This window comes from Methanobacteriaceae archaeon (genome assembly GCA_013403005.1).
Lineage (GTDB): Archaea > Methanobacteriota > Methanobacteria > Methanobacteriales > Methanobacteriaceae > Methanobacterium.
In genome coordinates, this window is sequence record JACBOA010000011.1 from 1 (window position 1) to 14,187 (window position 14,187).

14 protein-coding genes are annotated in these 14,187 nt (G+C 37.8%); 10 read left to right on the forward strand and 4 right to left on the reverse strand.

The window, feature by feature from the left end; translation table 11 throughout:
• Window positions 1–183: 183 nt before the first annotated feature.
• On the forward strand, window positions 184–402 hold the full coding sequence (locus HVN35_08335) for a DUF2188 domain-containing protein (GenBank protein NYB52548.1): 219 nt from the start codon (window positions 184–186) through the stop codon (window positions 400–402).
• A gap of 181 nt (window positions 403–583) precedes the next feature.
• On the opposite strand, the gene HVN35_08340 is transcribed toward HVN35_08335, so the two are convergent.
• From HVN35_08340 to HVN35_08350, 3 genes are all read right to left on the reverse strand, one after another.
• Window positions 584–1,144 carry an ATP-dependent zinc protease gene (locus HVN35_08340; GenBank protein NYB52549.1) on the reverse strand — a complete coding sequence of 187 codons (561 nt, stop codon included), beginning with the start codon at window positions 1,142–1,144 and terminating at the stop codon, window positions 584–586.
• Window positions 1,145–1,275: 131 nt separating this feature from the next.
• Window positions 1,276–2,652, reverse strand: coding sequence for a 2,3-diphosphoglycerate synthetase (locus HVN35_08345; GenBank protein NYB52550.1), 1,377 nt, complete (start codon window positions 2,650–2,652; stop codon window positions 1,276–1,278).
• A 35-nt stretch (window positions 2,653–2,687) separates the two neighbouring features.
• Window positions 2,688–3,011 carry a UPF0058 family protein gene (locus tag HVN35_08350; GenBank protein ID NYB52551.1) on the reverse strand — a complete coding sequence of 108 codons (324 nt, stop codon included), beginning with the start codon at window positions 3,009–3,011 and terminating at the stop codon, window positions 2,688–2,690.
• A 279-nt stretch (window positions 3,012–3,290) separates the two neighbouring features.
• Here HVN35_08350 and hisD point away from each other — a divergent pair, with 279 nt between their 5' ends.
• From hisD to HVN35_08365, 3 genes are all read left to right on the forward strand, one after another.
• A complete protein-coding gene (gene hisD, locus HVN35_08355) occupies window positions 3,291–4,568 on the forward strand; it encodes a histidinol dehydrogenase (GenBank protein NYB52552.1) in 1,278 nt (425 codons plus the stop codon).
• A gap of 383 nt (window positions 4,569–4,951) precedes the next feature.
• Window positions 4,952–6,271, forward strand: a complete 1,320-nt coding sequence (gene aspS / locus HVN35_08360; GenBank protein NYB52553.1) for an aspartate--tRNA(Asn) ligase — start codon at window positions 4,952–4,954, stop codon at window positions 6,269–6,271.
• A 328-nt stretch (window positions 6,272–6,599) separates the two neighbouring features.
• Window positions 6,600–7,838: an NAD(P)/FAD-dependent oxidoreductase gene (locus HVN35_08365; GenBank protein ID NYB52554.1), complete on the forward strand. Its 1,239-nt coding sequence runs from the start codon at window positions 6,600–6,602 to the stop codon at window positions 7,836–7,838.
• A gap of 134 nt (window positions 7,839–7,972) precedes the next feature.
• Here HVN35_08365 and HVN35_08370 read toward each other — a convergent pair whose 3' ends face one another.
• Window positions 7,973–8,587, reverse strand: a complete 615-nt coding sequence (locus HVN35_08370; GenBank protein ID NYB52555.1) for a hypothetical protein — start codon at window positions 8,585–8,587, stop codon at window positions 7,973–7,975.
• Between the two features lie 362 nt (window positions 8,588–8,949).
• Here HVN35_08370 and HVN35_08375 point away from each other — a divergent pair, with 362 nt between their 5' ends.
• From HVN35_08375 to HVN35_08400, 6 genes are all read left to right on the forward strand, one after another.
• The gene (locus HVN35_08375; protein NYB52556.1) at window positions 8,950–9,489 is read left to right on the forward strand and encodes a class I SAM-dependent methyltransferase; all 540 of its coding nucleotides are present in this window, start codon (window positions 8,950–8,952) and stop codon (window positions 9,487–9,489) included.
• Between the two features lie 14 nt (window positions 9,490–9,503).
• Window positions 9,504–10,301 (forward strand): class I fructose-bisphosphate aldolase family protein, encoded by a 798-nt coding sequence (locus tag HVN35_08380; GenBank protein ID NYB52557.1) that lies wholly within the window; start codon window positions 9,504–9,506, stop codon window positions 10,299–10,301.
• Window positions 10,302–10,413: 112 nt separating this feature from the next.
• The gene (locus HVN35_08385; protein NYB52558.1) at window positions 10,414–11,538 is read left to right on the forward strand and encodes a 3-dehydroquinate synthase II; all 1,125 of its coding nucleotides are present in this window, start codon (window positions 10,414–10,416) and stop codon (window positions 11,536–11,538) included.
• A gap of 143 nt (window positions 11,539–11,681) precedes the next feature.
• A complete protein-coding gene (locus HVN35_08390; GenBank protein NYB52559.1) occupies window positions 11,682–12,725 on the forward strand; it encodes a hypothetical protein in 1,044 nt (347 codons plus the stop codon).
• Between the two features lie 69 nt (window positions 12,726–12,794).
• The gene (locus HVN35_08395; GenBank protein ID NYB52560.1) at window positions 12,795–12,980 is read left to right on the forward strand and encodes a hypothetical protein; all 186 of its coding nucleotides are present in this window, start codon (window positions 12,795–12,797) and stop codon (window positions 12,978–12,980) included.
• A 182-nt stretch (window positions 12,981–13,162) separates the two neighbouring features.
• Window positions 13,163–14,101 carry a hypothetical protein gene (locus tag HVN35_08400; protein ID NYB52561.1) on the forward strand — a complete coding sequence of 313 codons (939 nt, stop codon included), beginning with the start codon at window positions 13,163–13,165 and terminating at the stop codon, window positions 14,099–14,101.
• Window positions 14,102–14,187 lie beyond the last annotated feature (86 nt).

Genomic DNA, 14,187 nt, shown 5'->3' on the forward strand with positions numbered 1-14,187 from the left:
CCCTTTAAAATTAATATAAAAAGATTTGGAAATGTACTTTTATAAACCAACTATAATACACGCAAATTTAAGCAAAAAAATCAGTTAAAAATGCCTAGATTATCACATTAAATCTAACACCCTATATAATACATATTATTGAAATAGTACGATTAGCAAAGATAATTAAAGAGGTGAAATTTTATGGCAGCTAATTTACATGTAATTGCAGGTAAAAAAGGGGGTTGGGATGTAAAAAGAGATGGAGCTGTTAAAGCTTCGGGACATTTTAACACTAAAGAGGAAGCTATTGAATTTGCTGAGGAAGAAGGTAGACGTTATAATGTGGAAGTATTTATTCATGGAGAAGACGGTAAAATCCAGAAAAGGGAGACTTTTGGCAAGAAGCTATATCCTGGATAGAAAAAATCCTATAATTAATTCCTAATGGTTCCTAATGGTCAATTTTTTAATATGATAAAATATTTCCATAGTTAACCAAATTTTATTTTTGATATTCATTTTTTAAATCCATCAGTGAGCTATTCCGCTCAGAAATTTACAAAAATTAAATTTTACCCATAATTATAATTCATCTTCAAGTCTAATCTTCAAATTTATATTTGAACTCCCAGATATATCTTCCAGTGTGTTCACACCCGGCAAGGTGCTCCATCTCATGGGAAATTCCATATGCTGCTGATCCCTCAAAACTCAATGGCCCCCTTATTCGTTTAAGTCTTATCTCCATGGATCCAGGATTAAGTTCTGCCAGTATAATATCCTCAGCATCCATTTTCACCCGGAAAGGTCTCTCCACCAGTTCACGTTCATTCTTATTCCCACATTTCTCCAGCCTCAGAACCTTACCTTCAGTGGATATTACTTGAGGGTTGATAAAAAGAGTGACTTTCTCCAGAGTGTAACCCTGACTAAGTTCTTCATTGTAACGGGTAATCTTCTCTTTGACTGCCATTGCTTCTAATCTATTGGTTTTAAAACTCCAGTCACCTCCAAATTTAAGAGAGAACAATACCGGAATAAAAGCATCAGGTTGGATATTGAGGCTTTTAATGGCTTTTTTCTCAATCAAATTAAAAGAAAGCTGTTTTTTGAGTTTATCATATTCTAAAACATCATATTCTCGAGCAGTGTATTCAGGTATGTTCAAAATATCACATCATGATTGGAGATTTTAATCAATTTAAACCATAATAGGGGAATTGATAATATTTTTTATAGCTTTTTATGGAGAATAAAAATAGAAAACTGGAAAAAATAGGAATATAAATCCTTTTATTTAGTTTGGTAGTCTGCTATGGCTTTATCAACCACATCAATTATAGCAGAATCCAGATCATCATCTTCACGAATTGCCAGGGGAATGTTATCACAGTAGACAACTTCCAATCCTGCTTCCAGCGCATCCTTGGTGGCCACATCCACGGCAGCAGCCTTAAGTTCAGTGAGCATGACATCCACTTCATCAATATATTTTTCAATATCCTTCTGAAGCAGGGGACGGTTAGATAAGTATGGTGTGGTTCCCACTACAGTACATCCGTGTTCTTCCTGAAGGTCTTTTATCAATACATCTTTAATGGAATCCGGGGCTGTGGTAGCAAATAAAACCTTTTTGCCCTTCACGGATTCCAGGGGTTTGGGTCGAAATACTGTGGGTATTACTGTGGCCTCTGGATTGAGTTGTTTGATGAATTTTTCTATGCGTTCCACCTTCTCTGGACTGGCCATGGGCTCCTCACACATGGTGATGACAGCCAGATCTGCCATTCGTATCCGATAAGGTCCGAAGAATTTTTCGATGTTAATTATGGGCTGATTAGCCCCTATGAGTACAATGTGTCTGTTGGTTTTTATGGGTGGTATGGCAGCTCCACTACCTTCCATTATTACAAAATCAGCATCAACCTGGTTAGCCTTAAGGGCTCCCTGTTTCATATTGGTAATGAAAACCTGACCTACCATCCCCCCACCGCAACGACGGCATCCAATGGTAAGGATACGACTCATGAGAGCATCTTCCCAGTGATCAGATGCTGCATGAACACCTTTTTCTGACTGTTCCATGAGGTACTGGGGAGTGATCTCAATCTGATCACCTCTCACAATCTCCGGTTCTTCCGGACCTCCACGACCCATAGCCACCACACAGGGATTGTATTTTTCACGGTGAATTAATCGTGCAGCATAAGCTGAGACTGCAGTTTTCCCAATTCTTTTACCTGTTCCTAAAATTTTCAGGGATGGTTTTTGGAGAACATCATGTTCCCCTAAGGGTTGGAATGAGAAATCAGGACCTTCATAGAGGATGCCTTTCTCCAGCACCAAGGATGCAATCTTGAATCTTTGGGAATAATCAACTACCGGCTCATCACTGAGGTCCATTACCACATCGGCCTGGTGATCAACAGCAACCTGCACAATTAGATGGTAAGGTATTTTATCATGATCTGATTCAAAATAAACTTTAACTCCGAGTTTTTCACCGATTGATTCAGGTGAAGCATCTCTTAGTTTCTCAGTGCCTCCTATAAAAACAGCAGCAACCAGTTCAATGTGTTCTAGGCTGTCGAGGGTATTCAACGCGGATTTGGTAACTGGAAGATAATGTTCACCATCAATTAAGCATACCATCTTCAATAAACCACTCATATGTCATCACCAGCCAGGGGATCAATAATTTTGTCTTACATGGAAATTTTTTCTACAGTTAAAGCATCTTCGTTCTGATATTTGATTAGTTCTTTTTTGGACCGCTTAACTAGTTCTGAGAGGCCGTTGGAAATGTTAGAAGAACTTCCCCCATTGTTGGCAGCAATGATCTCAGAAATAGAATTTGACAATACAAAAATAGCATATTTATGTTCAGCCTTGGTGCGGTGTATGTGATGAGGGCTGATGTTAAGGCACAGATACTCCTTACACTCATCTTTTACCTCATACTCATGGTCCAGATGCTTTAAAACGTATACTAAAAATTGATGTAACTGTATAAGCTCATCCTTGTACATATCTACCAGACACCTACAATTTAAGTAATTATGATTCAACCAACAGGCATATATAACTTTGTACCAAAAGCTATACCCAGAAACATCCATAAGCACAAGATAAAAAGTATTAAAGTGCTGTTGATAGTATATAATTACACTCTGAGTATAGTGGGTAAATAATTGTTTATCTTAATTGCAAATAAAGGTTTTGACTCTCAAAAGATGAACAAAAATAACATCCCCCAACAATATTATCACTGATAAAAAACTGATTAATAACATTCGCTGGTTATGAAAATGAAAATCGTAGAAATTAATGACAAAAATAGAATGAATCTATTACAGAGGTCACAAATTGATGCAGAATCAGTTATGGATACTGTTAAAGAAATTGTAATTGATGTGATAAATAAAAAAGATGAAGCATTACTCCATTACACGGAAAAATTTGATGGGATTACATTAAGGGACTTTCTGGTGAGTGAAAATGATCTTAAGGAGAGTTTCGGAAAAATTGACAAAAGAATAGCTGAGAGTCTTTCAAAAGCATCATCTAACATCAGGAAATTCCACCAGGCACAATTAATTAAAGACTGGTCCATTGAAGTTGAAGCTGGAGTAACTGCTGGACAGATCATTCGTCCATTGCAAAAGGTAGGCTGTTATATACCTGGAGGAAGGGCAGTTTACCCTTCAAGCATCCTTATGACTGTTATACCTGCCAAAGTAGCAGGGGTTGAAGAAATTATCTGCTGCACTCCACCAGGACCAGAGGGTAAAGTGGAAGATATAGTACTGGCTGCAGCATATCTGGCAGGTGCAGATAAAGTTTACCAAGTGGGAGGAGCGCAAGCCATAGCTGCCATGGCCTATGGTACTGAAACCATTCCTTCTGTGGATAAGATTGTTGGACCGGGTAACGTATTCGTAACTGCTGCTAAAAAAATGGTATACGGCCAGGTGGATATTGATTTTCCAGCTGGACCTTCTGAAGTGCTAATAATTGCTGATGAAACTGCCAATCCAGAATATATTGCACTGGATCTTCTGGCTCAGGCTGAGCACGACCCTCAGGCTGCATCAGTATTGGTTACCACATCATCACAACTGGCAAATGCAGTTTTAGATCAAATAAAAATTGAACTTCCCCAAATGAAAAGGAAAAAGATTATCGAAGAATCTCTTAGTGAAAATGGATTAATTGTACGGGTTAAAAGTCTTAAAGAAGCCATAGATTTCTCCAATGAATATGCACCAGAACATCTTATCATCATGACGAAAGACCCCGATAATCTTGTTTCCGAAATAAATAATGCAGGATCCATATTCCTAGGTAATTTAACACCAGTAGCAGCTGGTGACTATGGATCAGGGACCAATCATGTTCTACCCACTTCCTTCTGTGCACGGATGTACTCGGGATTATCCACCGAATCCTTCATTAAAAAACCCACAGTACAAAGAATTTCCAAAAAGGGTTTAGATAATCTTAAAGATGTGGTAATTCCTTTAGCAGAATATGAAGGATTATACGCTCATGCTGAATCATTTAGAAGGCGTTTAGAAAAAAAATAATTGATGATCACTTAAAAGACAAAAAGTCACTTAAAAGACAAAAAGAAAATCTGTGATTATGAGATATGCTGCTAATGGAGTTAAAGTGATAGTAAGTAAGAAGATAGAAAAGGGGAGAATTAATATATTAAATTAAAATAATTATTAAATTAGACTACAATCATATAGTGTTACAGCATTATGAAAATGAATTAATAATCTCATGATTAGAATTTATTTCTAATTCTAATACCTATATTCACATAAACATTCTATATATTATTAATTAGTATAATTTTAATTATTATCTAATTAGTTTTGTAATGTAAATGTGATTTTGAATAAAGACAGATGTTGAAACAGATCAAATGTACTTACATATCAATTCTTGAGGAGAATTAAATATGACAGAATTATTAGGAGATTGGAGAAGAACACATTACTCAAAAGAACTTGACGATAATATGGATGGCGAGTCAGTAACCCTCATGGGTTGGGTTCATGAAATACGTGATTTGGGAGGGATCATATTCGTCCTTTTAAGGGATCGGGATGGTATCACGCAGATTACTGCTCCCAGCAAAAAAATTGATTCCCAATTATTTGAACAGATCCGTAAACTACGTAAAGAATCCGTTCTGGCAATTAAAGGAACTGTTCAAGGGTCAAATAAAGCACCAGGAGGAGTTGAAGTAATACCTGTGGAAATTAAATTACTAAACAACTCACAACAACCACTGCCCCTTGATCCTACCGAGAAGGTGAAAGCTGAAATTGACACCAGACTTGATTCTCGCTTCCTGGATATGAGAAAACATGGAGTTAGTGCCATATTCAAGATAAAAAGTGCCATGTTACATTCTGTCAGAGTTTTCCTTGAATATAAGGGTTTTCTGGAAATTAACACCCCCAAATTAGTGGGTTCGGCCACTGAGGGAGGTACTGAACTATTCCCCATTACCTACTTTGAAAGGGAAGCCTTCCTGGGTCAAAGTCCCCAGTTGTACAAGCAGATGATGATGGCTACTGGACTGGATAAAGTATATGAAATAGCACCTATCTTCAGGGCTGAGGAACATGACACCCTCCGCCATCTTAACGAGGTTATCTCCATTGATGTGGAAATGGCATTTGCTGACCAGAAAGATGCCATGAAACTCCTGGAAAACCTGGTGCACAATGCCATTAAAGAGGTTAAAAGAAACTGCCAGGCAGAACTGGAAGATATTGGTGTAGAATTGGAAGTTCCTGAACTACCCTTCCCTTGCCTGGAATATGATGAAGTCATTGACATTGTTAATTCCAAGGGAGTGCCGCTCCGACATGGAGAAGATCTTTCCCGCGCCGCTGAAAAGGCTCTGGGGGAGGTTATGGATGGATATTACTTCATCAACAACTGGCCCAGTGACATTAAACCCTTTTACGTCTTACCCCATGAAGATGAACCTGAGAAGAGTTATGCTTTCGATCTTATGTTCAAAGATTTGGAAATCTCCTCTGGAGCTACCAGGGTGCACCAGCACGACCTTTTAGTGGATAGAATCAAAAGGCAGGGACTGAATCCTGATTCTTTCCAGCGTTACCTCGCTGCCTTTGAGTATGGTATGCCGCCACATGCTGGATGGGGTCTGGGAGCTGAAAGATTCACTATGTGCCTCACTGGAATGAAAAACATCCGGGAAACCGTCTTATTCCCCAGAGATAGGCGAAGGTTGACTCCATGATTCAACCATGAAGTGATAACCATCAATACCCATTTTTTTATGATCATTTTTTTATTGATGAAGATTATTATTATCCCCTTTTTTCTTTGACAGTAAATTTTTTGACAGTAAAACAACAGCTAACAATTACCATCCGCTCTAATAATATTTTACCCCTTAAAAATCGACAAATGCTAAAATCAATCATAAAGGTTGTTAAAATCATCATTGATTGTTAAAACATCATAGAGATCATGGAAAAAAATCTTCATGTAGAAAAATTCATGAATAAATCCTTACGAGCATGAACTAAATTCTTTATAGAGTACGTTTATAGAGTACGGAAAAAATGATATATGACGTAGCAGTGATTGGAGCAGGACCTGCCGGGTGCATGGCAGCAATCTGCGCAGCGCAACTGGGAAAAAAAGTCCTCCTCATTGAAAGGAATGATAGCATTGGCCATAAACTTCTTTTAACAGGTAATGGTAGATGTAATCTCACTAACACTGCCGAACTTAATGTTTTCCTAGAGAAGTTTGGTAGGAGAGGATCATTTTATCGTGATGCATTCACCATATTTTCAAATTATAATTTAATGGATTTTTTCCAAAATCAGGGCTTGGAACTCACAGAGGATGAAAATGGAAGAGTATTCCCCATCACTCAAAACGCACAATCTGTGGTGGATGTTTTGAAAAAAGTTTTAGATGAATCAGATGTTGAAGTTCTTTATAATTATCGCTTAAAACACGTTCAAAAGGTTTCCAAGGTTTTTAAGATTTCTTCAACACGTGATAGGTTCATAACTGCACATAACGTTATCCTGGCCACAGGAGGTGTGACTTATGGCTTTACTGGTTCTACCGGTGATGGGTTGGCTGTTGCTGAATTGCTGGGTCATCATATAACTGATATTAAACCGGGAGGTGTTCCACTTAAAGTTCGTGAAAAATGGGTGCATGATTTAAAGGGGATTACCCTGAAAGATGTGGGATTGAAAATCGGATATGGAGGTAAAATTTTGTCCATTGAACGCGGAGATCTCCTTTTAACACATTTCGGCATCTCAGGACCTGTAATTCTTGATAGAAGTAATGAGATTGTAGAGCTTATGGACAAACATGGAGATTTAAAACTTTATATTGATTTTAAACCTGATCTGAGTCCAGAACAACTGAAATCACAGCTCGTAAGGGATTTTCAAACGAATAGTAAAAAATCCATTAAAAATTATTTTAAATACTATTTTCCCAACAGTGCCATTGAACCAGTTTTGGAGATTTTATCCATAAATCCTGGTAAAAAGTTAAACCAGATAAATAGAAAAGAGAGATTAATGGTGCAGGAAACATTAAAGGGACTGCCAGTTACCATTAATGGACATATTGCCCTGGAAAAAGCCATGGTCACCTGCGGTGGTGTTTCTAAAAAGGAAATTAATCCTAAAACTATGGAATCAAAAATAATTTCTGGATTATACTTTGCAGGTGAGATAATATCTGGCTGTGGCAGAAGTGGTGGTTATAATCTTCAGCAAGCTTTTTCAACGGGTTATGTTGCTGGAAAAAGTGCTTCAGAAAACTAGTCATGTGCAAACAAGTCATGATTTAAATGAGTCTTAAAAAAGAAAAGAAATATAAATTTATTTAAATTTATTTCTAGCTTCTAAAGTAGTATTTTTTTAAAATATGCTTGTTACACTCTTATAATTACATTTTTTTACATTTTTTTAATATAATCTTCAATTGGACGGGTGCTGAAGTAAAGAATAATCACCACGGCAATTAACCAGCTGAAATTGGTAACCACAGACTGGGCAGATGTCCCTAAACCTATAGGAACAGCAACCATTCCAAAGGCCATAAGTGGTACGAAAGCAAGATAAACTGTTATCAAAGAAACAGTTAATGCTTTTCTAATCTCCCCGGTGTTAAAGGGGGATGTTCCAGACATATAATTTACTATTAACATCATGCCCAGGAAGGTTACCAGTCCTATTGATACAAATATCCACTGTAAAGGTATTCCCAGAAGGGTGACCAGTAAAGGAATTAATACCAGATCCAGAAGTCCTAGTATAGAAACCATTTTCAGTGCATTTTTCCAGGTTTTTTCATTGGAATGACGCACCTTACGTGAGAGATTATCCCGTTCTTTAATGGCTTTTATACGTTCTTTATCCATCCATTCAGATTTTTTCTCTAATTCCTCATTAATAGATTTCAATTTTTCTATTTTAAGAATGTTTAGATTGTTGATCTCTTCCTCAAGACTGATTCTTTCCTTGTAAAGTTCATCAACCCTTTTTTCTAACTCTTCCCGTTCTTCTGTCATAACTAATTCCTCCTCTGAGGAAATGAGTTTAAAATGATTTTAAACACCTTGCAAGCCTTTCAATAATATTATTGTTTATTCAATATATTAATTTTTAGATAAGAATATTTTAAGATAAGAACTGACTCTAGAAAAAAGCTAACAATTCAGATTATTAATTGTTATTCCAAGCAATATGATTCATTTTTTGGTAATAAAAAAGACGTTAATAGTAGCTTATAATGTTCAAAGATTAAAACTAATGAAATATTGATATAAAACTCCTCATGGTAAAGAATTTCAATATTCTAATAAAACTTCTAATAAAATTCAATGAATGCAATAAAAAATTACATTTAATGGTCCCTGGATGGTGATGGCATATGATAAAAATTGTTTACGATATTAAAGTTTATAGGGAAGTTTTGAAAGATACTATAAGAGAAAATGATGTAGTTGTGGAACTGGGCTGTCATGTGGGTAATTCAACTAGGATTATTTCCCAGATGGCACCAAAAGGACATATTATCTCAATTGATAAAAGTCCCCAGTCTCAAAAGAAGTTACAGGAACTCATGAATGAAGAACAGGCCTCAATCATTTTTATGAAGTGTGATGTGAGGCTTCACGAAACCCTGGAACAAGTTTCTGTAATGGTTAAGGAATTAGGAGGTTGTGATGTTTTATCAGTTGATCTGGGTGGAGGTTACTATCCAGACACTACCTTTAAAGTATTCTTCATTTGGTCATCAACTTTAAAACCTCGTGACACCATAATTAGAAATAGAGGACTTTTAGATTTCCTTCACTCAGCAACAAGTTCTGAGATCATCAGATCTGAAGAGGGGTGGCTGGAGTCCTGTGGAGATGATGGAATACCAACTAGATTAAAAGAACTAAAACTCTGGTCTCCTAAAGTTTAACATGGAGGGTGTTCATGATAGGAAAAAAAATCAGGATCGAAAGGATAATCAACCGAAAGACAGGGCGATGTGTAATCGTACCTATGGATCATGGTGTTTCCATAGGACCTGTGGATGGAATAATAAAAATGGCCGAAACCATTGATGAAGTGGCGAGTGGCGGTGCTAATGCAGTTATAATGCACAAAGGAATGGTTGGCACTGGACACCGAGGTTACGGAAGAGATATTGGACTCATAATCCACCTTTCTGCCAGCACCGCCTTGGGACCAGATCCAGATCATAAGGTGCTGGTGACTTCAGTAGAAAAAGCTATTCAGATGGGAGCAGACGCAGTTTCTGTGCATGTGAATGTGGGATCCGAGATGGAACCTGAAATGTTAATGCACTTGGGAAGCATTGCTGAAATATGTGATGACTGGGGCATGCCCCTAATTGCTATGATGTACCCTCGTGGTAAGAAAATTGATGATGAACACCACGCTGATGTGGTGAAACTGGCATCTCGTGCCGGTGCTGAACTGGGAGCAGACATCATTAAAACCAACTACACTGGAGACCCAGAAACCTTCAAAGAAGTAATTGATGGATGTCCCGTACCCCTGGTTATTGCCGGAGGCCCCCGGGTAGAAACCGACCGGGAATTGTTGGAGATGGTTAAAAACGCAGTTGATGTTGGTGGAGCTGGTGTAGCAATAGGCAGGAATATTTTCCAAGCACCATCCCCTCAAAAAACCACCCGAGCCATTGCTGAGATTGTTCACAATAACCTGGAAGTGGATGAAGCTCTTAAAATAATTAACAGCCAATAAACAACCAAATACAGTGATTAATTTATATCACTTCAAAATTTTTAAAAATCCACCAATTTTACTATTATGAAGAATTCTACTATTATGAAGATAATCTTAGAAGGTTAAAGTTATGAAATTTGCATGGATAATGGCTGAAGGCAATGTGTGGGATAAAAAGAAGCAATTTATCACCACCGCCCTGGAATCGGGAATGGATCATATTGTAGACTTCACAGATACAGATAACATCCGCAGGCTGGGGAATGTGAAACTCATCTCAGATACTGAGGGTTCTGACATTGTAATGATTGGTAGAAACAGTGAAGGAGACGGAACACTCAGAATCCCTGATGATCTATCAGAATCAAAAGATCTAGCAGCGGTTAAAAGACTGAAAAGGATAAATAAAAAAGTTGCTGCCTATGTGGAAATCACCAGTAAAAAACACGAACAACTGGCAGCCCTTCTGGGAAAAGATGCAGATTATCTCATACTAATGGGTCGTGACTGGAAGGTCATACCCCTGGAAAACTTGATTGCCGACCTGCAGAAAGAGAAAGTTCAAATCATAGCCGCAGTAGCAGACTATGATGAAGCAAAACTCGCCCTGGAAACCATGGAACACGGAACTGATGGAATTCTGTTATGTCCCACTGAAATCAGCCAGATAAAAAAGGTGGCTGATTTAATTGAAAAAATCAAGACTGAAAGCTACCATTTAAAACCTGCCACTGTCACCAAGGTAGAACCTGTGGGTATTGGAGACCGGGTTTGTGTGGACACCTGTTCCATGATGCAATTAGGTGAAGGTATGCTGGTGGGATCTTACTCCCAGGGACTGTTCCTAGTGCACAGTGAATCCATGGAAAGTGAATATGTGGCATCAAGGCCATTCAGGGTTAATGCTGGCCCAGTGCATGCGTATGTCATGACCCCGGGTAACAAGACTAAGTACCTCTCAGAACTGGAAACCGGGGATGAGGTACTCACTGTTGACAAAGAGGGCAACACCAAGGTAGCCATAGTGGGACGGGTGAAAATCGAAAAACGACCCTTAATGCTGGTGGAAGCAGAACATGAAGGAATAGTATTGCGCACCCTCCTTCAGAATGCTGAGACCATTCGCCTGGTTACAGAAGATGGGAAACCCATCTCCGTGGCTGAACTGAAATTAGGGGATAAAATTATGATATATCTTGATCCCAACGCCCGACACTTTGGAATGGCTATTGAAGAAAGTATTATCGAAAAGTAATTATATTTAGAGTAGAGGGAATTTTTTTTCCCCAAACTTCCCTATTCATCCCATTGAAAAGCTTTTCATTTTTATCTATTTCCTATTCCTCATTAATTCTATGGTAAACTTTATACATTAAGTCGAGGTTTAAGAGGGAGATTATGGATTTCAAATCCATTGTAGTTGAGGGAGTTAAAAAGGATCTCAATCCCCATGAAGGGGCCTGTGGTATATGTCATCTAACCCTAAAGAACATATCTGAAGCAGGAGGGCAGGCTATTTCCTATGAAGTACCTGGTGGAACTATAGCCCAAATAATTGATGATAACCGGGAGGTTATTGGTGAAGGAGTGGATCTGGTATGGGCTCCCTCAATTCTGGCTGCGGAAATAGATGCTGGTTTATTACCCGAACCTGCAGCTAAAAGTCTTAAAAAACTCTTAACTAATTCTAAAGATCGTAAAAGTGTTTCTGATATTTTTGGTTATGGTAGATGCGTCACACCTGCAGCTAAAGCCATAAGCATCGTCTGGCAGGATGGTGGAAGGGTGGTGATCGCTCGTAAAGGCTTGGGAATTGGCGCATCTCTTTACAACAGGTATGGTGAGTTAATATCTGAAGCAGTAACTGGTTTCTGTCCTATTTGTGCAGTTAACATATCTATTTCTCGCAATAAGGATTTGAAAGAAAGAGTTACTAATGAATTAGAAGGCATGAACAACACAGGACTCTTTAAATATGAACAGGGAATTACTAATCGTGTTGAATGGAAGAACAGAAGAGTATATTCCTACATACTTAAAGGTAATGAAATAATAGGAATGAACTGGGGTTGCTGCATTGCCTATGCTACAGTTAGAGCAGAAATAGCTGCTGGTTTCGGAAATAGGAAATGGAATCTTCTTTTTAAAAATTACTGTGATTTCTGTCCATTAAAACACTGCTGGACTGGGAAGACTATGGGTGCCCTGGGAAATGTTATCCTGGAACGCATGCAAAACATTGGTGTTGAAGAAAGACTTAAAATTGAAAATTACCTCACAGCCCATATTTTGAAAGATAAAACTAGAATAGCTGAAGGTATCGGGACACTCTGCTCCCTGAGTGCCACGGTTAATGCCTTTTTAAGAGCTGATGCTGTGGAAATACTCAAACCATCACCTGCAAGGGGTTTTCCATACAAAGATAAAGATAGAACCGATTAAAGTAAGAAGAAAATTTGCAATATGGAGAATTAAATGATTAAATAAAAAATTAAAGAAGATTCAAAGGAATTGCAGGCCATAGGGAATCTGGAGGATTTGCAAAAAACAGTTTCTAATTGTGAAATAATAGATGCCCAGGCGTTGCTTGGCCAATCTGAAGGTCTTGATGCAGAAAAATCTGTGGCTGTCAGTACTGCAGATCCTTTAAAGGATGGCGAAAGATTTGAGGAGAAAAAAAAGCATCATGTGTTGTGACTGGATACAGGCTCAAAAATGCACCGAGAGAGACAGAAACAGAATCAATTCGCATATAAATAACGATTTTTAAGAATTGAGCTAGATATATCTTTAAAATCCAAAATGAAATGAATCATTTCCTAATAATACAGAAATAAATATAATCAATCATTGTAATAATAAACCCTGGTGGAGATAGCATGTTAGATTATGAGGTAGTGATAATAACTCCCAGTGAAAAGGAAGAAATGTTTCTTGATCTTAACGGGAAAGTTCTATATGAACGAAAGGCCAATATTCACGGTGCTTGCGTTAAACTTTTAACTGATAATGAGGAATTTAAAGAAGAATGGGAGGATAACTTCAAGTTCATGAATGAAGATATCCGACCCCATGCCAAGATTTTCTCAGTGGAAGATGGTGGGGAACTTCGGGTATTATATGAACCTATTTCCAGAACCTGTATAATCAAAAATTGCGACTATTATGGCTGGATTAAAAGTATTGCCCTGGCAGCTATATCTGACTTTTTCGAGGAATATCATTCAGAACACCGACGTTACTCCACTCATGGATCTGCAGTGGATTATGGAGGACATGCCATGGCCATTATTGGACCTCCAGGAACTGGAAAGACGACTTTAACTTATGGAATGCTGCAATATGAAGATTTTAATTACATTTCAGATGATTGGTTCTTCACCCGATTATTTGGGAATGCCAGTGTGATTTATTCATCAGAAAAGAACTCCTATATACGTGATGATTTAGCAGAAGTGTGGAAGGATTTTTCCAATGAAGTTAACCGGGTCAAACTGGACAACCGGGGTCGAGGGATAGCGGATGTAAACACCTTATTTAATGGACGTGTGCGGGAAAGTAGCACCCTTAAAACAGTGGTACTACTTGAAAGAAACAAGTCAAATCCACCCTTCCGCAAACTGGAAGTACAAGAATCTCTAGACTTTATGTTAGAGAAGGATTTTTGCAATCCTCACCAGTTGCTTAGAGATGAGCGTAAAATGAATATCCGGAAAAATTTCTTCCACGATTTATTCAGTTCAGTGGATGTTTATTTACTAAACACCATTGAAACTCCACAGGAGAGTTTAGATAGAATAAAAAATCTTATTATCTGATAGTAAAATATTATTATTTATTAGTAAATAAATTAGCTTAATAATATTTAACAGAAGAGTTGGTCCAATAATTCAATACCAAAAAA

Excerpts from the sequence above, each read along its gene's own strand:
- HVN35_08390 (NYB52559.1), top strand. The coding sequence starts at position 11,682 with ATGGATTTCAAATCCATTGTAGTTGAGGGAGTTAAAAAGGATCTCAAT.
- HVN35_08350 (NYB52551.1), bottom strand. The coding sequence starts at position 3,011 with ATGTACAAGGATGAGCTTATACAGTTACATCAATTTTTAGTATACGTT.
- HVN35_08380 (NYB52557.1), top strand. The coding sequence starts at position 9,504 with ATGATAGGAAAAAAAATCAGGATCGAAAGGATAATCAACCGAAAGACA.
- HVN35_08400 (NYB52561.1), top strand. The coding sequence starts at position 13,163 with ATGTTAGATTATGAGGTAGTGATAATAACTCCCAGTGAAAAGGAAGAA.
- hisD (NYB52552.1), top strand. The coding sequence starts at position 3,291 with ATGAAAATCGTAGAAATTAATGACAAAAATAGAATGAATCTATTACAG.
- HVN35_08370 (NYB52555.1), bottom strand. The coding sequence starts at position 8,587 with ATGACAGAAGAACGGGAAGAGTTAGAAAAAAGGGTTGATGAACTTTAC.
- HVN35_08365 (NYB52554.1), top strand. The coding sequence starts at position 6,600 with ATGATATATGACGTAGCAGTGATTGGAGCAGGACCTGCCGGGTGCATG.
- aspS (NYB52553.1), top strand. The coding sequence starts at position 4,952 with ATGACAGAATTATTAGGAGATTGGAGAAGAACACATTACTCAAAAGAA.
- HVN35_08385 (NYB52558.1), top strand. The coding sequence starts at position 10,414 with ATGAAATTTGCATGGATAATGGCTGAAGGCAATGTGTGGGATAAAAAG.
- HVN35_08345 (NYB52550.1), bottom strand. The coding sequence starts at position 2,652 with ATGAGTGGTTTATTGAAGATGGTATGCTTAATTGATGGTGAACATTAT.
- HVN35_08335 (NYB52548.1), top strand. The coding sequence starts at position 184 with ATGGCAGCTAATTTACATGTAATTGCAGGTAAAAAAGGGGGTTGGGAT.
- HVN35_08375 (NYB52556.1), top strand. The coding sequence starts at position 8,950 with ATGATAAAAATTGTTTACGATATTAAAGTTTATAGGGAAGTTTTGAAA.